Annotated in this window: 14 protein-coding genes; 5 read left to right on the forward strand and 9 right to left on the reverse strand. The window is 64.2% G+C overall.

What is annotated here, in order from left to right:
* Positions 1 to 91: 91 nt before the first annotated feature.
* A complete protein-coding gene (locus G4923_RS20965; RefSeq protein WP_163138184.1) occupies positions 92 to 2,524 on the forward strand; it encodes a zinc/cadmium/mercury/lead-transporting ATPase in 2,433 nt (810 codons plus the stop codon).
* Between the two features lie 210 nt (positions 2,525 to 2,734).
* On the opposite strand, the gene pulA is transcribed toward G4923_RS20965, so the two are convergent.
* Complete coding sequence (gene pulA / locus G4923_RS20970; protein ID WP_163138185.1) at positions 2,735 to 6,784, reverse strand: pullulanase-type alpha-1,6-glucosidase; 4,050 nt, start codon at positions 6,782 to 6,784, stop codon at positions 2,735 to 2,737.
* A 266-nt stretch (positions 6,785 to 7,050) separates the two neighbouring features.
* Between pulA and G4923_RS20975 the strand changes: the two genes are divergently transcribed.
* Positions 7,051 to 7,464: a hypothetical protein gene (locus tag G4923_RS20975; RefSeq protein WP_111913645.1), complete on the forward strand. Its 414-nt coding sequence runs from the start codon at positions 7,051 to 7,053 to the stop codon at positions 7,462 to 7,464.
* Positions 7,465 to 7,491: 27 nt separating this feature from the next.
* Here G4923_RS20975 and dmeF read toward each other — a convergent pair whose 3' ends face one another.
* Positions 7,492 to 8,481, reverse strand: a complete 990-nt coding sequence (gene dmeF, locus G4923_RS20980; RefSeq protein WP_163138186.1) for a CDF family Co(II)/Ni(II) efflux transporter DmeF — start codon at positions 8,479 to 8,481, stop codon at positions 7,492 to 7,494.
* 69 nt (positions 8,482 to 8,550) lie between these two features.
* Between dmeF and G4923_RS20985 the strand changes: the two genes are divergently transcribed.
* The 3 genes from G4923_RS20985 to G4923_RS20995 all read left to right on the forward strand — a co-directional run bounded on the left by G4923_RS20985 (position 8,551) and on the right by G4923_RS20995 (position 11,210).
* Positions 8,551 to 8,826, forward strand: coding sequence for a metal/formaldehyde-sensitive transcriptional repressor (locus tag G4923_RS20985; RefSeq protein ID WP_025325776.1), 276 nt, complete (start codon positions 8,551 to 8,553; stop codon positions 8,824 to 8,826).
* A gap of 147 nt (positions 8,827 to 8,973) precedes the next feature.
* The gene (locus tag G4923_RS20990; protein ID WP_163138187.1) at positions 8,974 to 10,170 is read left to right on the forward strand and encodes an amino acid aminotransferase; all 1,197 of its coding nucleotides are present in this window, start codon (positions 8,974 to 8,976) and stop codon (positions 10,168 to 10,170) included.
* 113 nt (positions 10,171 to 10,283) lie between these two features.
* Positions 10,284 to 11,210 carry a LysR family transcriptional regulator gene (locus G4923_RS20995; protein ID WP_163138188.1) on the forward strand — a complete coding sequence of 309 codons (927 nt, stop codon included), beginning with the start codon at positions 10,284 to 10,286 and terminating at the stop codon, positions 11,208 to 11,210.
* A 15-nt stretch (positions 11,211 to 11,225) separates the two neighbouring features.
* On the opposite strand, the gene G4923_RS21000 is transcribed toward G4923_RS20995, so the two are convergent.
* The 7 genes from G4923_RS21000 to G4923_RS21030 form a co-directional block, all read right to left on the reverse strand.
* Positions 11,226 to 11,549, reverse strand: coding sequence for a DUF1820 family protein (locus tag G4923_RS21000; RefSeq protein WP_106884945.1), 324 nt, complete (start codon positions 11,547 to 11,549; stop codon positions 11,226 to 11,228).
* Between the two features lie 118 nt (positions 11,550 to 11,667).
* Positions 11,668 to 12,555 (reverse strand): YjjW family glycine radical enzyme activase, encoded by an 888-nt coding sequence (locus G4923_RS21005; RefSeq protein WP_163138189.1) that lies wholly within the window; start codon positions 12,553 to 12,555, stop codon positions 11,668 to 11,670.
* Positions 12,545 to 14,071 (reverse strand): YjjI family glycine radical enzyme, encoded by a 1,527-nt coding sequence (locus G4923_RS21010; RefSeq protein ID WP_163138190.1) that lies wholly within the window; start codon positions 14,069 to 14,071, stop codon positions 12,545 to 12,547. Before G4923_RS21010 ends, G4923_RS21005 begins: the two co-directional genes overlap by 11 nt.
* Positions 14,072 to 14,186: 115 nt before the next feature.
* Positions 14,187 to 14,528: an AzlD domain-containing protein gene (locus G4923_RS21015; RefSeq protein WP_111913663.1), complete on the reverse strand. Its 342-nt coding sequence runs from the start codon at positions 14,526 to 14,528 to the stop codon at positions 14,187 to 14,189.
* Positions 14,529 to 14,530: 2 nt separating this feature from the next.
* On the reverse strand, positions 14,531 to 15,244 hold the full coding sequence (locus tag G4923_RS21020) for an AzlC family ABC transporter permease (RefSeq protein ID WP_163138191.1): 714 nt from the start codon (positions 15,242 to 15,244) through the stop codon (positions 14,531 to 14,533).
* Between the two features lie 120 nt (positions 15,245 to 15,364).
* Entirely contained in the window at positions 15,365 to 15,841 is a 477-nt protein-coding gene (locus tag G4923_RS21025; protein ID WP_106884950.1) for a L,D-transpeptidase family protein, read from the reverse strand.
* A 336-nt stretch (positions 15,842 to 16,177) separates the two neighbouring features.
* Positions 16,178 to 18,028: a M3 family metallopeptidase gene (locus G4923_RS21030; RefSeq protein ID WP_163138192.1), complete on the reverse strand. Its 1,851-nt coding sequence runs from the start codon at positions 18,026 to 18,028 to the stop codon at positions 16,178 to 16,180.
* Positions 18,029 to 18,180 lie beyond the last annotated feature (152 nt).

The following is an 18,180-nucleotide window of genomic DNA, read 5'->3' on the forward strand; positions in this document are numbered from 1 at the left end:
GGGCTTGACCTTGGACTTAACACCAAGGTTTACACTGGGCTCAGACAATAGGGATCCCGCAGGGGCGGGATCCACTCAAGAGGGACTCATCATGAGCAAATCCTGCTGCAGCCATTCCCATGCCGCCCCCATCAAGGCCATCGGCAAGGCCGCACCCCATCAACACGAACACGGGCACGACAGCCACTGCTGCGATAATGCGGCGCCCGTCACTGGCTGCACCAACCAGGCCCCCCATGACCACCAGGCGCATAGCGAGAACGACCCGCCAGGGGATGAAGAGCCCCCCAGAGGAAGTTGCCAGAGTCAGGGTTGCTGTGACTCGCAGCCGGCTCATGACCATAGCGACCATGCTGGTCATGATCATCAGTCGGTCGCCGACAGCCCCGAGCCCCTGGCTTCGCCGACTCAGAACAGTCGCCGCCATAGCTGGCAGGTGCTGGGCATGGACTGTCCCAGCTGCGCCCGCAAGATAGAGACCGCCGTCGGTCGGGTGGCCGGCGTGCAGCAGGCCCGCGTGCTGTTTGCCACCGAGAAGCTGGTGGTGGATCTCGCCCCCGACCTCTCCCCCGACCCCATCACCGCCGCCGTGCTTGCCGCTGGCTTCCGGCTCAAGGGCGAGGCCAGAGCCAAGGCCGCCGATGACAAGCATCGCAGCCCCTGGCTGACGACACTGAGCAACTTGTTCGGCAAATATGGACAACCCCTCTCCCTGGCCGCCCTGATGTTGGTGGCGGCCCTGCTGCCGGCCCAGTTTGGCCAGCCACTCTTTACCCTGGCGACACTCTGGGGGCTCTGGCCCGTCGCCCGCAAGGCCTGGGCATTGACCAGAAGCGGCTCCCCCTTCGCCATCGAGACCCTGATGACGGTGGCGGCGCTCGGCGCCCTCTTCCTCGGGGAGACAGCAGAGGCGGCCATGGTGCTGCTGCTCTTCATGCTGGGGGAACACCTGGAGGCCTACGCCGCCGGTCGTGCCCGCGCCGGGGTCACCGCCCTGATGGCCCTGGTGCCCGACAAGGCGCTGCGCATTCGTACCACCGCAGAAGGTGAAAGACGGGAAGAGGTGGCGGCCGACGAGCTGCGCCCGGGCGACATCATCGAAATCGCCCCCGGTGCCCGCCTGCCTGCGGACGCCCATTTGCTGGACGCCCTCGGGGCCTTTGATGAGAGCGCCCTGACCGGCGAGTCCATCCCGGTGGAACGCCGCCAGGGTGACAAGGTGCCCGCCGGCAGTCTGGCGGCGGATAGAGTGCTGCGCCTCGAGGTGGTCTCCGAGCCCGGCAACAACGCCATCGACCGCATCCTGCACCTCATCGAGGAGGCCGAGAGCCAGCGCGCCCCCATAGAGCGCTTCATCGACCGCTTCAGCCGCTGGTACACCCCGGCCATGATGCTGGTCGCCCTGCTGGTGATGCTGGTACCGCCGCTCGCCTTCGGCCAGGGCTGGGACGAGTGGATCTACCGCGCCCTGGCGCTGCTGCTCATCGGCTGCCCCTGCGCCCTGGTGATCTCCACCCCGGCGGCGGTCACCTCGGCCCTGGCCGCCGCAACCCGCCAAGGAGCCCTGATCAAGGGCGGTGCGGCCCTGGAGCGACTGGCCCATATAGACACAGTCGCCTTTGACAAGACAGGCACCCTGACCCTGGGCAAGCCCCAGCTGACCGAGCTGACAAGCCTGGATGGCCGACCGGAGGCCGAACTGCTGGCTCTGGCCGCCGCCATAGAGCAGGGTTCCCACCACCCCCTGGCCCGCGCCGTGGTGGCTGCCGCGAGCGAGCAGGGGCTGGCCCTGGCCAACGCCCGGGATCTGCGCGCCCTCCCCGGCATGGGGGTGGAGGGGCGCATCGACGGCGCCCTCTGGCAACTGCTGGCCCCGAGCCGGGTTCCCGCTCTAGGCGAGGCGCTCGAGGGGCAGATCGCCGCCTTGGAGCGCCAGGGCAAGACGGTGATTTTACTCTGCCGGATGGGAGAGGCGCCCAGCGCCCTGCTGGCGCTGCGGGACCAGATCCGGCCAGACGCCGCCGCGGCGCTGCGTGAGCTCAAGGCGCTTGGGCTGCAAAGCATCATGCTGACCGGGGACAACCCGCGCGCCGCCGAGGCCATCGCCGGTGAGCTCGGTATGGAGTGGCGGGCCAGCCTGCTGCCCCAGGACAAGGTGGAGGAGATAGCCAGGCTCGCAAAGACCCGCAAGGTGGCCATGATAGGGGATGGCATCAACGACGCCCCCGCCATGAAGCGTGCCAGCATCGGCATCGCCATGGGGGGCGGCACAGACGTGGCGCTGGAGACCGCCGATGCGGCCCTGACCCACAACCAGCTCGGCGGCCTGGCCGCCATGATCCGGTTGTCCCGCGCCGCGCTCGCCAACATCCACCAGAACATAGCCCTGGCGCTGGGGCTCAAGGCCATCTTCCTGGTCACCAGCCTGCTCGGCATCACGGGTCTGTGGATTGCCGTGCTCGCCGATACCGGCGCCACCGCCCTGGTGACGGCCAACGCTCTGCGACTGCTGCGCAAGCGCTGAGGCACTTGGCCCGGACAGGCGCAAACAAAAAGCCGCAACCCTGGGTTGCGGCTTTTCTTTATGCGGGCACCGAGGCTTTGCCCAAAAAATCAAAGCGCGGCTGATGATGGCAGTCCGCGCCTTGTTCTTACTCTCTCGGTTTATCCCACCCTTGGCGAGGTGGAATTCAACCCGGGGCTGCCGAGCCAGCCCCGGACTCGATGAGAAGGCTTACTTGGGTGTGCACTCCTGAACAATACCAGTCCCTGGCTTGGCACCGGTTGGATCGACTTTCACCAAGAAACTCCAGTAACCCTGCGGGAGAGTCAGGCTATTGTTCTTTGCGCCAGAGCCGGGTTTGGCATAAGCGAATGCATAACCCACTTCCGGTTCAATGGCACCACCACCGTTGTACAGGTACTCAAACTTCCAATCCTCATCGGCAAGTTTGAACTCTGTAGTACCGCTGTAGTTAAACACCACTTGATAAATGGCCAGGTCCCCATCCATTCCTTTGTAGGAGAGCTGGTGTTCAGGCTTAACGCCCCACTCATTCAAGCCGCCTTTGACGAACAGGTTATGTTCCAGCGGATTGCCCGCCACCGTGTCCAGCACCTTGCAGCCCTGCACCGGCTCTGTGTAGCTGACGCTCAAGGTCGGCTTCTCCTTGTTCATGGCGGTGAAGACGAACTTGTAGCTGCCCGCCTTGTCCAGCGCCAACCCGACGTTGCCCGTTGAACCACCGGCACACAGGGTCAGCGGCGTGCCCACCACCAGCTTGTCACCGGCGTTGCAGCTGCCGTAGTTGATGTTCCAGCCAGCGTCGGCCACCTTCAGCTCGGTGTTGCCAAGCTGATCCGCCGTCACTTCAGCGCTGAACTCGTACATGAAGTTGCTGGTGAAGGTCAGCGGGTTCTTCTCCCCGAAGCTGGTATCCAGGAAGCCCTTCATGAAGAGCGCAGTGTCACCGAAGGGGGGCAGGGTGCTCAGGTCCGTTTTCTTGCCCACCGGCAGACCCGCGCCCTGGGCGCCACTCTGCGGTTTGACGAAGACGGCGGCGGACCAGGCTCCGAGGGTCAGCTGGCCGTTGTCATAGCCGGCGCCACTGGCGATGCTGTCGACCCCGCGATGCTTGCCACTCAGCACCATGCCGGAGAGATCGATGGGCTGATCGTTGCCGTCACGGAAGTCGCCGATGCTCTGGGGGGCATTGGTGGCGTTGATCATCACCACCAGGCCGTCGATGGCGGTATCCAGATCCGCACCCGCGCTCGCACCGTCGTCCACGCTCATCACGATGAGACCCGGCACCTGATCCGGCCCGGTGTTGCGGAAGTCGACCCGCTTGATCACCTCAGCCCCGCTGCCAAGACGCAGCAGACGGGAGGATTGACGCAGCTCGGACAGCTCCTGGTAGAAGCTCACCATCTGCGCCATCTCGGCCGACCCCGGTTTGGCGTGCTGGCCGAGCACCTGCTCGATCAGCGCGTAGTTGGCCTCGTCCTTGTCCTTGCGCGGCAACCCCTTGTCGAAGTTGTTGTCGCCGAGGGTGTAATCGACTCGGTTGTACCAGTCGCCGGAGTCGTAGCTGTCACGCTCCATGGACTTGGAGCGCAGCAGCTCGACCCCGGCGTGAGTGAAGGGAATCCCCTGACCCAGCATGGCGGTGGCCAGCGACACCCCCTGCATCCGCACCAGATCGGCCCCTCCCCGCGCCTTGTAGACCAGGTTGTCGAACAGGGTCTGGTTGTCGTGCTTGTCGACGTAGTTCTGAACTTCGGTCGGATCCTGGGCATAACCTGCGGCCTGACCGTTGTAGTCGATGTCGGCGCCCTTCTTCGGCACGCCGTCCTTGTCGGTCAGCACGAACTCCTTGAGGTTGCCCGCCATGCCGAGGCGCACCAGGTCTGACTGATGCAGGGCGGTGGCGAGATCCACGCCGTCCAGCTCGTTGGCATCCACCAGGGCGCCGTTGCCGAAGCCCTGGGTCTTGCGAATGGCCTCGCCACCGTCGAACGGGCTGCCGCCGCGCACCGCATCCCGCAGTCGATCGGAGAAGGAGCCGATGCCGGTGCCGGCCAGGTGTTTCTGGGTCGCCTGCACGAAGCGCTTGTCATCCTGCACTTCGCCGAAGTTCCAGCCCTCGCCGTAGAAGTACATCTCGGGATTGACCTTCTTCACCTCGGCCAGGGCCTGCACCATCTGATCTTTCGGGTGATGACCCATGAGATCGAAGCGGAAAGCATCGATCTTGTAGTCCCGCGCCCAGGTCACCAGGGAGTCGTCCATCAGCTTGGCGAACATGGCGTGTTCAGGCGCCGTGTTGGAGCAGCAGGTGGAGTTCTCGACCGAACCTGTCTCGGGATTGAGGCGCTGGTAGTACCAGGGCACTATCTTGTCGAGCACGGATTTGGGCCCGAGGCCAGCTTCGTTGGTGTGGTTGTAGACCACGTCCATCACCACGTTCATGCCGATGTTCTGCTTGATGGCCATGACCATCTCGCGGAACTCCTTGATCCGGGCCGTCCCCTCCGCATTGGTGGCGTAGGAACCTTCCGGGGTGCTGTAGTGGTAGGGGTCATAACCCCAGTTGAAGGAGTCCACCCCGCGCAGATAGCCATACAGCTCCTGCACTACAGGATTCTCCTTGCTGTCGCTGGCTTGCAGATCTTCCAGCACCGCCGCAATGGTCTCACCGCCGCCGCAGTGGCTGGCGAACCTGGAGTTCTTGACCTCGGCATTGACCTCACACAGCTTGCTGAAGTCATCGCCGATGTTGGCCACCTTGGCCGGATCCTCGTTGACGGTGGCGATGTCGAACACCGGCAGCAGATGCAGGTGGCTGACGCCGCTCTTGGCCAGGGATTTCAGGTGGGTGACGGGGACGCTGTCCGTGTCGGTCAGCCCCAGGAACTTGCCGCGGTGCTCGGCCGGAGTGGAGTCGTCATTGCCGGTCAAGTCCCTGACATGGGCCTCATAGATGGTGATGTCGGCAGGATTGGCCTGGCTGTGGGGGGCCTTGAGGCTGTCCCAGCCCTCGGGTTTGAGGGCAGGATCGTCGAGATCCACCACCTGACTGAACTCGGAGTTCATCGCCAGGCTCAGGGAGTAGGGGTCTGTCACCTGGTAGGATTCCAGCTTGCGGCTGACCGGATGATAGACCTCGACGGCATAGCGATAGTACTTGCCCACCAGGTCGCTGCCGCCCTGCAGGCTCCAGCTGCCGCTGGCCTCGTCTTGTGTCATGGCGCGCTCGCCGAGGGCTTTGTGTTGCTCGTCAAAGAGCGCCAGCTTGACCGACTTCGCGGTCGGTGCCCAGAGCCGGAAGGTGACGTTGCCCCCTTCCACTATGGCGCCATAGGCCAGCTTGGTGGCGGCCTCGGCATAGAGGGCATCGAGGGCACCGGCGCTCTGCACCAGGGTAGCCCCCTGCAACACGCCCTCGTCATCCGTGCCTATGGCCACCAGTTCCCCCTTGAGCAGGGGCTTGAGATCCGCGCCCGATGGCAGGGCAAAGGCGGCGGCATCCTTGAGGTGCGGGTATTTGGCCTGCTGCGAGGCCGAGAGGCTGGTCGGGGTCAGCTTGATATAGGGGAAGTCGAATACCCCTTCGGCATTGGCGGTGATGGTGCCTGATTCGGTGTGGTAGAGGCGCACATAGGGCTTGTCCTTGCCCCCTTGCCAGATCAGGGTGTTACCGTCGATGAGGTGGGCACTGGCCCCCGCCACACCGAAGGCGGCGGTGAAGGCCTCGGCACGGCTGCCGAAGATCTCGTTCTTGCCCGCGACTATGGCCACTGTGCGATCCGGGTGATCGCTGAAGATGACCTCCATGTTGGCACCTGTCAGGTTGGCCAGATCGCCGTTGCGCGCGATGAAGTTGATGCAGCCCTCCATCTTGGCCAGCGGCACCACCCAGGCCGGGCCGAAGCTGTCCGCATCGGCTGGAACATTCGCCTTGCTGTCCCAATCGTCATAGCTGGGAACCTTGGTCTTATCGATGGCGCTGCAGGCATCGTTGTTCCACAGGTGCAGGCTGTGGTTGGCGAAGGGCCCTGTGATCCCGCGCGCCGCGCTGCTCTGGGTATCCACCAGGGCGATCACGGCCTCATCGGGACCGGCCACCAGCAGCTCGGCCGGGGGCTGGACGTTGGGAAGACGAGCAACGGGCTCATCCTGAGGGGTGGGGGTAGGAGTCGAAGAACTGTTGTCGTTACAGCCTGACAAAAGCGCGAGCAGTGAGGCTGTTACCAGCGCCACTTTGGTCTTTTTCATATCCATTTTTTTATAATTCCCGCTGTAGTTGGTCTCGATACTCGAGGTACCCGGTCGTAGCCGAGCGATGCCATATTAATCAGCGGAGATTGTTGTAAATGTGAGCAACAAGGCAAAAAAAACCAATCCGTTTCAACAAGATAACGTTTTCATAACGAAAATTGGATCGCGCTCACAGACCCGCCCCGGCTTTGGGCCCATACCAGCAGAGAGAGGGGTTCATGCCGGAAAAATCAATTTCCGTTCAAATGGATAGCAAGGAGTCATGGCCTATGAAACGGATCGAGGAGCAGGCAAAACGGCTGGATCAGGAGTATCAGGGGATTGCCCAGCTGTTCCACCAATTTTGCCAGCAGGCCGGGGGGCTCGCCGAGCAGTATCACTTCTTCAGCTGGCCCGATTACGAAGAGACGCCGCCCCTCTGCAGGGCCTTCACCCTGCTGGGTGAGCCGCGCGAGCTGCGGCTGCGCTGTCAGCCCGGTGAGCGGGGAACCCTGGTCGGCATCATCCAGATCCTGGATGACGAGGGAAAGACCCACGCCAGCCTGGGCTTTCGCGCCGACGGCCACCTGCTGCTGGAGCCGGGTCGACTGCTGGATGATCCCCCTGGGTTGCTGCTCAAGCTGATGCTGGGCTCGCTCTGGCAGGATCAGGCCAAGGGGGAAAACGAACGCCCGCCACACTGAGGTCAGGCGCCGGGGCCCTGGCTGGCCTCATCCCTGCGCTATCTCTATGGTCAGGTGCACCAGCTCCTCGTGGATGGCGAGCCGTTCGCGGATCGCCTGGGCCGGAATGGGGACCGCCATCCGCAGGGAGAGCACGGCCGCATACTGCACCTGTCCCACCCGCCAGACGTGCAGATCGCGGATCTCGGCGTCAGGCAGCTCGGCTATCACCTCGCGGATCTCCGCCACCAGGGGAGCGTCCATCTCCGCATCCAGCAGCACCCGCCCCGTGTCCCACAGCAATCCCCTGGCCCAGACCGCCACCAGCACGGCCCCCACTATGCCCATCAGGGGATCCAGCCAGTCGGCCCCCCACAGCATGCCCCCCACCAGGGCGATGATGGCCAGCACAGAGGTGGCCGCATCCGCCAGCACGTGGAGGTAGGCGGCGCGCAGGTTCAGATCCTGATGGCCGTGGGGGTAAGCATCATGGTCGTGACCCTGGTGATGATCGTGATGATGAGCGTGGCCGTGGTGATGGTCATGGTCATGGTCGTGATGATGAGCGTGACCGTGATGATGGTCATGATCATCCTTGAGCAGCCAGGCGCAGGCCAGGTTCACCAGCAGGCCGAGCAGGGCGATGCCGATGGCCTGCTGATAATGGATAGGGCTGGGATCCAGCAGCCGGGCCACCGACTCGAACAGCATCAGGCCCGCCACTCCCACCAGCAACAGTGCGCTGCTGAAACCTCCCAGCACCTCTATCTTCCAGGTACCGAAGCTGAATCTGTGATCCCGGGCGAAGTGGCGGGCGGCGCGATAGGCCACGACGGAGAGGCCGAGCGCCAGGGCATGGGAGCTCATGTGCCAGCCATCCGCCAGCAGCGCCATGGAGTTGTAGAACCAGCCGCCACCGATTTCCGCCACCATCATGATGAGGGTGAGCAGCACGGCCCAGCGGGTCTTGCGCTCCGCCAGCGGATTCCCTTCATGAACGACGGGTTGATGGCAGTGGAATGAGAGCAGGGATGACATGGATTTCTCCTGTGGGCCACGATGAAATATACTATACCCTAGTATAGTTTTATTGTGCGAGAGGATCCCATGTCACACACGGTTCACGACAAGAAGAAGCTGCTGGCCAGGGTCAGGCGCATCAAGGGACAAGCCGGTGCCCTGGAAAACGCCCTGGAGCAGGAGACAGACTGCGCCGCCATCTTGCAGCAGATAGCCGCCATCCGCGGCGCCGTCAACGGCCTGATGCTGGAGGTGCTGGAAGGCCATATGCGCGAGCATCTGGGGGCGCCGGAGGCGACCCCGGCCGAGCGGCTGGAGGATCTGGATCAGGTGGTGAGGGTGCTGCGCTCCTACCTGAAGTAAGGGCTCCCCTGCCTGCTTGCCATAGGATACTGTCGTCGAGCAGGCTGGGCGGAACCGTTTCAGACTTGAGCCCTCGCCCGCTTTACGCCATCATGACCGCCGATCGTTTATCTCTGTCATCTGGATTCCACTTCGCAAGGACCCCCCATGTTTGAACACGTCGATGCCTATGCTGGCGACCCCATACTCACGCTCGTCGAGACCTTCCACAAAGACACCCGCGAGCAGAAGGTGAACCTGGGGATCGGCCTCTATTACGACGAGCAGGGCCGCATTCCGCTGCTGCCCTCGGTACAGCAGGCCGAAGCCCAGCGCGCCGCCGCGCCGGCGCCGCGCCCCTATCAGCCGATGGAAGGGGCCGCCAACTACCGCACCGCGGTGCAGCACCTGCTGTTTGGCGCCGATCACGAGGCGGTCAAGGCCGGTCGCATCGCCACCATCCAGACCATAGGTGGCTCCGGCGCCCTGAAGATCGGTGCCGATCTGCTCAAGCGCTACTTCCCGACCTCGGAGGTGTGGGTCAGCAATCCGACCTGGGACAACCACAAGGCCATGTTCGAGGGAGCCGGCATCAAGGTGCACGACTACCCCTACTACGACGCGGCCACCGGCGGCGTGCAGTTCGACGCCATGATCGACTGCCTGAGCACCCTGCCGGCCAAGAGCATAGTGCTGCTGCACCCCTGCTGTCACAACCCGACCGGGGTGGATCTCTCCCGCGCCCAGTGGGACCAGGTGATCGCGCTGGTGGTCGAGAAGAACCTGATCCCCTTTATGGACATCGCCTATCAGGGCTTCGGTGACGGGCTGGAAGAGGATGCCTACGCCATCCGCGCCATGGTGGCCGCCGGTGTCAGCTTCTTCGTCAGCAACTCCTTCTCCAAGAACCTCTCCTTCTACGGCGAGCGCTGCGGCGGCCTGTCGGTCATCTGCCAGGATGCGGAAGAGGCGAGCCGGGTACTGGGCCAGATGAAGGCGACCGTGCGTCGCAACTACTCCAGCCCGCCCACCCACGGCGGCCAGATCACCGCGGCCGTGATGAACGATGCCAGCCTGCACGCCCTCTGGGTCGGCGAGGTGACCGAGATGCGCACCCGCATCAAGGCCATGCGCCAGAAGCTGTTCGAGGTGCTGAGCGCCAAGGTGCCGGGCCGCGATTTTGGCTACTTCATCAGCCAGCGCGGCATGTTCAGCTACACCGGCTTCACGCCGGAGCAGGTGGACCGCCTGCGCGAAGAGTTCGCCGTCTACCTGGTGCGCTCGGGCCGCATGTGCGTGGCGGGTCTCAACAGCCGCAACGTCGACTACGTAGCGGACGCCATGGCCGCCGTGCTCAAGGGTTAATCCCCATGCCCCGCTCAGGCGGGGCTTTTTGTTTGCTCCGTCTGGAGGGGCAATACCGGCTGCCAGACGCTCCCCTCATCCTCGCCCGCACGGGCTTCATCCCGGGAGGTTTTATGGATCTCATCGCGCTTTCCCGCCTGGGCGGTCGTCATCTGGTGACCCTGCACCTGCTGCTGGACACCCAGAGCGTCACCCGCAGCGCCGAGCGCCTCTGCACCACTCCCTCCACCGTCAGCAAGACCCTCAACCAGCTGCGGGATCTGCTGGGGGATCAACTGCTCTACCGTCAGGGCAACCAGTTGCTGCTCACCCCCTTTGCCGAGCGGCTCGGCCCCAGCCTGCGCCGACTGCTGAGCGAACTGAACGGCCTCACCAGTCCGGAGGGCTTCAACCCCGCCAGCTGGCAGGGGGAGCTGAATCTGGCGATGCGCGAGAGCAGCATGATCTGGCCCATGGGGCCCGTGCTGGGGACGTTGATGCGGGAGGTACCCGGGCTGGTGCCCGTCATCTGGAACAAGGATCAGCAGGGACTGGCTGCGCTGGCGGCGGGCAAGCTCGACTTCGTGATCCTGCCCCACGATCAGAGCCAGCCCCTGCCCAGCCAGCCTGGCCTGGTATGGGAGACGCTGCGGGAAGACAAGCTGGTCTGCCTGCTGCGCGCGGAGCATCCGGCGCAGGATCAGCCCTGGGATCTGGATGCCTATTTAAGCTGGCGCCATATCGTCATTCGTGACAGCGAGCTGGCCGACCCCTTCTTCGAGCAGAGCCTGGCCCAGCGCCAGGTAAGGCGCCAGATAGGAGCTACCCTGCCGGACTTTGGCAGTGCCACCGCCCTGCTGCGTCAGAGCGATTTCATCCTCACCGCCATCGAGGGCTGGGCCGGGCAGGCCGAGCCGTCCGGGCTGGTGAGGCGGCCCGTCCCGTTCGACTATGGCGCAGTGACCCACAGCCTGGTGTGGTACGGCCCCCTGGGGGAAGATCCCGCCCTGCACTGGTTCCGCCAGCGGATCCTGCAGCTCGCCCGGGAGCTGGGTGCCTGAGAGTGCCCGGGGGGCTCAGGGCTTCTTGGTGTAGATGGGGCTCGGGAAGGAGGCGACGTTGTTGCCCAGCTCAGTGATGCGGGCCGCCCCCTGCTTGCGCACCTGATCGATGCGCAGCACCTGGTGCATGGGGATCAGGGTGCGGTTGACGTCGGCAAACTCACTCTTGAGCTTCTCGTGGCTGGGATCGACGATGAGCGCAGTGTGGTTGTCCCATACGAAGTTCGCGATCTCGATGAAGCCGAACAGCTGGCCCTGATTCACGTCCCTGACATAGACCTCGTAACGCTCGTTGTGGCAAATAAACTGCACTCGATATAAGGCGTTGGCTTCACTCATGGGTATCTGTTGGTGATGGGCGGTTTTCCCATTCTAGCCGCCACTTTCCGCGCACCAAATAGACAGACATCACAGTTGCGTCATATCGAGTCTCAGGAGGCAGAACATGTCGGGCCCGTCACAGCGCCGGCAGGGCGATTGGGCCAAATCCTTTCACCTTCAATGCGTTGGACAACCTATCAAGCTCCTCCATGGCGGCCTCCTGCCAGCCCATCGCCTCCCCGCGCACCCCGTGATGGCGAAAGCCGTTGAGACGAATGGGCACAGGCCCAAGGGTCTGCAAGAAGGCAGCGAGCCCGGCGTCCAGCTCCCCTCCGACGTCCAGAAAGTCGCTGCGCCCCGGCACCTGGAGCAGCCGCAGCTCCGCCAGCTTGCCAGCCCGCGCGAGCAGTTGCAGCGAGGCCAGCACCCGCTCCCGGCCCTGACCGGTGAGCGAGTGATGCACCGACTCGCGCCACCCCTTGAGATCTATCATGGCGCCGTCCAGCACCGGCAGCAGCCGCTGCCAGCCCGTTTCACCAAGGGAGCCGTTGCTGTCGAGCAGGCAGCTCAGGTGGGTCAGGTCGGGCGCGGCCTTGATGGCCGCAAAGAGCGCCACCACGAAGGGGAGCTGGGTGGTGGCCTCACCGCCGGATACTGTGATGCCGGTGAGCAGCGGGCCGTAGCGGCGCAGCAGGGCCAGCACCTCGGCCACCGACATCTGGTGGGTCTTGGGGCTGGCGCTGCGGGGACAGGCATCCAGGCAGCGGTCGCAGTGGGTGCACAGAGACGCCTGCCAACGCACACTGCCATCAATGGGAGTCAGGGCGCCGCTCGGGCAGCCGGGCACGCAGTCGCCACAGTGATCGCACAGCCCTATGGTGTGGGGGTTGTGGCAGCCCGGGCAGCGAAAGTTGCACCCTTGCAGGAAGAGCACCAGCCGATTGCCCGGCCCGTCCACGCAGGAGAAGGGCAACCAGCGGCTGACAGTCGCGGTGCGCCCTCCCTTGTCATCCTCAGTAGTCACACAGGCTAGCCTCTAGGCCCAGCACCCGCGGCGCCCGCTGGCGAATACCGGTCAGCTCGCTCGCCTCGGCACCGAGGCAGGTGGTCTGCAACCGCGAGCCTTCGACGGCGAAGCGAGCCACATCGCTCTTGCGGATCATGTAGCCGGTCACCCGCACCAGATCGCTGTCCGCCACGTTGGCACTGAATTCGCGCATGCCGAGGGCGAAGGCTCCCTTGCAGAGCTGCAGCAGCGCCTGCGGGTTCTGACGGATGGTGGGATCCAGGGTCAGGATCTCGCTGATCCCGGAGTGGTAGTAGCCGTGGTGCGGGGCCAGGGCCAGCAGGTGGCTGGCGGGATCCGGCTCCTCCCCATAAGGGATGCGCACCCCTGGGGTGACTCCCTTGTCCAGGCTGAGCCCGCCCTGGGAGTGCAGCAGGGCACGCCCGCCCCAGGCGTGGGGCTGGGGTCGGGCTGTCACCCAGGCCGAGAGCCGGGCCGAGATGCGATGGCCGAGCTGGTTCGCCCCCTCGTCGTGACCATAGCGCCCGGCCAGCCCCTCTTTATCCATCAGCAGGTTCACCGCCTCCGCCATGCCATGGATGCCGAACATGGGCACGAAACGCCCCTCCTCGATCAACCCCTCCTCCACCAGGAAGCTGGCGAAGAAGCCGGACTCTTCGTGCAGGAAGGCGGCCCTTGCCTCGATGAGGCGGGAGGCCTGCTCGCAGTAGTGGGGCAGCCAGCGCGTCATGAACTCCTCAAGGTCGGCACTCTGCTCGGCCATCCCCTTGAGGGAGAGGCGCACCAGGGTGTTGGCGCCGCCCCCCAGGGGCAGTGCGTTGTAGCAGCTGACGATGCCAAAGCCCCGCTCATCGAAGGTCTCCCTGTGGATCGGGTAATTGACTATGTGGGGCTTGCCGCACAGGGCTATGTTCTGCACCCCCTGCATCAGCAGGCTGTCCGGGGTCGATGCGGGATCGTGAAACAGGCTGAGGTTCGGCGCCACCTGCTTGAGTTCGCCGTCGATGCGCAGGATCAGGCGGCAGATCCTGTTGTCATCCGGGCCTATGTTGACGTGCATGAAGGCGTCCGGCAGCACCCTGTCCAGGTAGATCCAGAAGCCTTTCAGCTTGCGATGGAGGGTCTCGTCATCCAGCTCCCCGACGAAGGGCAGCAGCAGGTGATCGAGGCGCCCCAGCCAGACCGGCATGCCGGTGACCGAGGGCACATGGTGATAGAGGATGCGCAGGGCATCCAGGGCCTCGTCGAAATCCCGTGGTGGCGCCAGCTCCAGCCAGGGGGAGCCTTGGCGCAGGAACTTCTCATAGTCCGGCAGCACATAGCGCGGCTTGTAGGGGGCATGTCCCTCGAACATGTCGCAGAGCACCCCTTGCGCCATCGCCTCGGCCACCTCGGCAGGCAGCGCGGGATAGGGCAACGCATTCTCGGCGGCGAGCGCCAGGGCATGACTCTTCTGAGCCGGGGAGAGCAGAGGATCGCGCACTATGCGCTGGCAGCTGGCGGTGAGGGACATGGGAAACTCCTTGGCGGATGATTCCTAAATCCTCACACTTAAGAGGCCTTTTTTGAAGTGACATTCATAACATAACGGATGTCTGATAGAGACATCCGTTAGGCGGGATCACGGCTCAACCCAACCCGGGCAGCAGCGCCGCCAGCCCCCCCTGCCAGCGCAGCAGGAAGAAGCCCCCCATGCCGACCACCACCACCACCAGGGTCGGCAGCCGCAGCAGGGTCAGGGCAGTCACCAGCAGGGTGGCAGCCAGGTAGTCGGGATCCCACTCCAACCCCTTGCCCGGCTCATAGCTGAAGACGATGGGCAGCCAGATGGCGGTCAGCACCGACTGGGCAGAGAAGCTGAGGAAGGCCCCCATCTCGGCACCGGGCTGATAGCGGGTCAGCCGCGAGAAGAAGGCGAAGCGGTTGAAGAAGGTGATCAGGGCCAGCAGGCCAATCATCAGCCAGCCCATGGTCATCTCCTCATCCGGTGCAATACATAACCCACCACCATGCCAGCCAGGGCCGAGATGATGATGTGGATCTCCGCCAGCAGCGGCTTGGTGAGCAGCGCAGTGCCGCCGCTCACCACAGTCGCCGCCACCATGGGCAGGTTCTTCATGGCGGGTATGGTCATGGCGATGAAGGTGGCGGCGATGGCAAAGTCCAGCCCCATCTTGTCCAGCCCCTCTATGTACTGGCCGGCGGCGATGCCGAGCAGGGTCGCCAGGTTCCAGAACAGGTAGAACACGAAGCCCGCGATCAGGGCATAGGCGGGGTTGAAGAGGCCGCTGCGCTCCCTGTCCTTGAGTGCCACCGCGAACATCTCGTCGGTCAGGAAGAAGGCGAGGCTGGCACGCCAGCGCAGGGAGAGCGGCAGCACGTCCCGGCGGAAGGTGAAGCCATAGAGCAGGTGCTGGGAGGTGATCACCATGGTGGAGCCCATGATGGGCAGCAAGGGGGTGCCCGCCCCGAACAGTGTGGTAGCCGAGAGCTGGGCGGCGCCGGCATAGACCAGCAGCGACATCAGCTGGGCCTGCACCGGGCTCAAGCCCGCCTGCAACGCCAGGGCGCCGCACAAAATCCCCCAGGGGATGACGGAAATGGAGAGGGGGAGAATATCCAGGGTGGCGCGCCACCAGAGCGCACCCGTGTGCTCGGGCGCGGCGATGTGGGTTCCTGACATCATGGGATCATCCTTGTGACTTCCAACGCGAGCCGGAAAAACTAGCACGGCGCGGGAGGGGCTGTCACGCCATCCAGGGAGGAAATAAAACGCCCGCTGGGCAGCGGGCGTGAACGGCGAGGATCAGGGCTCGATGACGATGGGAGTGCCAGGCTCGATGGCGTTCCAGATCTCGTCCATCTCGTGGTTGAGCACGGCGATGCAGCCATTGGTCCAGTTGGACGGCTGCACCCTGCGATCCCCCATGCGGTTGAGCTGACCATGGATCATGATCATGCCGCCCGGACGCACTCCCAGCTCATTGGCACGCTTGATGTCGTCCAGATTCGGGTAGTTGATGTGGATAGCCTTGTAGAAGCCGGAATTGCTCTTCTTGTAGTCGAGGGTGTAACGCCCTTCCGGGGTACGCTGATCCCCTTCCTGCTGCTTGTGCCCCTTGGGTGCAGGACCCAGGGCGACCCAGTAGCGCTTGACCGGCTTGCCATCCTTCATCAGGGTCAGGCTATAACTCGACTTCTTGACCACCACCATGTCGGCGGACAGGGTGGCAAAACTCAATGCGGGCCACAGCCCCAGCAAACACAACAATACGGCTCTCAATTTCCATCCCTCGACAAGCCTTCAGGGCTTTGTATTTAGCTAATCATCTGAATGTCGCCACTCTCTGGCGGCGAGCGAGCGCCATGATATGGGATCGCCGTGAATACTCAATATATCCAGAGAAACATATCTGTGGCCCGCCTCCCCAGCGCTCAGCCAAAGCCTCTGCGCATCACCATAATTAATAGCCAAAACAGATAGATGGCGCAAAAAACAGGCGCATCTTGCGCCCCGGCTCACACTGCGGCAAAGATCCCGTCCCGCCTCGGCAGGCTTGCTTACCGCTGACATGAGCAAGCCCTGCCGATGGGCAGGGCTTGCTGGTCGAGGAGCGCCTCACCGGGCGGTGGCGGGCTCGCGCTGATAATGCTGGCGGATCCAGGCCTCGAAGTCGGCCAGCATGCTGGCCTCCGACTCGCTGTTGTCGGCAATCAGCTCGGCGCCGTGCATCACCCGGATCTGGGCGTCGAGCGGCGTCCCCTCTCCTGCCGACGGGCGCTGGCTCGCCGCCGTCATGCAGGCTTCGGCCGTTGCCCACGCCTGCGCCACGCTCTGGTTGCACGCCTCGGCCAGGGGAGCGGCACTGAAGCCTTCGCCAGTGAGGCTGCGTAGCGTCTCGTCATGGGTCATGCCGTTGCCCGGCCCCCAGTAGTGGGCGGCCAGATCCGGCCCTATGCGCGGGTTGTCGGTGAGGTAGCCGTCGCGCGCAAGGAAGTAGGCGCGGGTCTGCTCCACCGCCATCAACGCCAGCAGGTAGCCATGGTAGGCGCAGGCCGACTCCTGATTGAGCAGGTGCGGAATGGCCAGCAGCGGGCGCGGGCTCTCCACCCCGAGGATGGTGCGCTCCCAGCGACGGGCCAATGCCAGCACAGCCTCTGGGGTGCGCTCTGCGTCTGCCATGGCGTAGAGATCCCGCTCGAAGTAGGCCACCAGCGCTATCTGGCGCTCGTTGAAGGCGCGAAACGGCTGGCGCGCCTCTATCATGGCCCTGATGAGCGAATCGGGGATCGCCTCTCCCGCCGCGTTTCTGGCGTAGCGCTTGAGCCAGTCGGCGTCGTCCAGCAGGCTGTCGCAGAACATCGACTGGGTCTCGGCATAGGCCATGGAGGTGGGGGGAAACTCTTGGGAGAAGCAGGGGGCGTTGCCGGTCACGTTGGCAAAGTGGGCCGCATGGCCACCTTCGTGGAACAGGGTGTTGAGGCCGCTCCAGCCGCTGCCCACCTGGGCCGGATCGGCCAGACTGGTGAAGTTGACCACGGCGGGCACCCACTCCCCCTCCTGCCAGAAGCTAGGCACAGGGCCATGGCAGAAGCCGTTCTCGTATTTCCCCTCCCGGGTCAGCAGATCCAGGGTCAGGGTGGCGCCGCGATACTGGATGCCGAGGCGGCGGAAGCTCTGGACCCAATCCTTCAGCGCCCGGGAGAAGGGCACATAGGGGTCGAGCTGGCGGGTCACGTCGCCGCTCACGCTGTAGCGCAGGTTGTGGGGCAGCAGCGCCGCCTCCCCCTTGGCGGCTTTCAGCTCCGCCAGGCTCTGGTGCACCCGCTGCTCGGTGCGGGCAATAAAGTCGTCGAGCACGGCGAACAGCTGCTCCGGGCTCATCTGCTCGTTCTTGTGCACCTTATAGTCGAAGTAGTCGTTATAGCCCATGGCCCGGGCGAAGCGGTTGCGCAGGGCCACCACCTCGAGAAAGCCGTTGCCGACCACCCACTGCTCCAGGCGGTGGAACATGGCGAGCGCACTCTGGCGCACCGCCTCGTCGCTACTGGCGGCCAGCGCCGTGCTGGCGGCGGGCAGGCTGCCGGCCACTTGTTGGCCCTGCTCGTCCAGTAAAGTCAGCTTGAGCCCCTTGCGGCAGGCGAAGAGATCCGCCTCGGCGGCCACCAGCTCGTCCATCAGGGCGGCGGCGGCCGGATCTTCGATGACGTTGCACTCGAAGAAGGCAGCCCAGCCCGCCAGACCCCGCTTCAGATCCGCCTCCTCGGCCTGGGCCAGCATCTCCCGCAATGCGGGCAGCCTGGCCGGATCGGCACAAAACGCCTTGTAGGCCTGCTCGGCGGCGGTGAAACCGGCCTGATCGTCACTGGTGCCCATGTAGGTGGACCAGAAGAGATCCTCCTTTCGCCTGTGTACCCGCAGGTAGTCGGCGTTGAGCTGGTTCAAGTAATTCCTGGCAATGGAACTCATAAATTCCCTCTTGTTATGGGGCGGCCGCGAAGGCGCCCACTCCTTTTTGGTGAAATGCCAGCTCATCCACACTTCTTGCAAATAGAGCCGTCAAATGGTGCGCCGGGATGCGCCAGACCACGCTACCAAAAGCGAGGGTTTCTGTCTGCTGG

This window comes from Aeromonas rivipollensis, from assembly GCF_010974825.1.
Taxonomy (GTDB): Bacteria; Pseudomonadota; Gammaproteobacteria; order Enterobacterales; family Aeromonadaceae; genus Aeromonas; species Aeromonas rivipollensis.

Coding starts and splice junctions, on each gene's coding strand:
- G4923_RS21030 (WP_163138192.1), bottom strand. CDS start 18,028: ATGAGTTCCATTGCCAGGAATTACTTGAACCAGCTCAACGCCGACTAC.
- G4923_RS21020 (WP_163138191.1), bottom strand. CDS start 15,244: ATGATGTCAGGAACCCACATCGCCGCGCCCGAGCACACGGGTGCGCTC.
- G4923_RS20965 (WP_163138184.1), top strand. CDS start 92: ATGAGCAAATCCTGCTGCAGCCATTCCCATGCCGCCCCCATCAAGGCC.
- G4923_RS20985 (WP_025325776.1), top strand. CDS start 8,551: ATGTCACACACGGTTCACGACAAGAAGAAGCTGCTGGCCAGGGTCAGG.
- G4923_RS21000 (WP_106884945.1), bottom strand. CDS start 11,549: ATGAGTGAAGCCAACGCCTTATATCGAGTGCAGTTTATTTGCCACAAC.
- G4923_RS20995 (WP_163138188.1), top strand. CDS start 10,284: ATGGATCTCATCGCGCTTTCCCGCCTGGGCGGTCGTCATCTGGTGACC.
- dmeF (WP_163138186.1), bottom strand. CDS start 8,481: ATGTCATCCCTGCTCTCATTCCACTGCCATCAACCCGTCGTTCATGAA.
- G4923_RS21010 (WP_163138190.1), bottom strand. CDS start 14,071: ATGTCCCTCACCGCCAGCTGCCAGCGCATAGTGCGCGATCCTCTGCTC.
- pulA (WP_163138185.1), bottom strand. CDS start 6,784: ATGGATATGAAAAAGACCAAAGTGGCGCTGGTAACAGCCTCACTGCTC.
- G4923_RS20975 (WP_111913645.1), top strand. CDS start 7,051: ATGAAACGGATCGAGGAGCAGGCAAAACGGCTGGATCAGGAGTATCAG.
- G4923_RS21015 (WP_111913663.1), bottom strand. CDS start 14,528: ATGGGCTGGCTGATGATTGGCCTGCTGGCCCTGATCACCTTCTTCAAC.
- G4923_RS20990 (WP_163138187.1), top strand. CDS start 8,974: ATGTTTGAACACGTCGATGCCTATGCTGGCGACCCCATACTCACGCTC.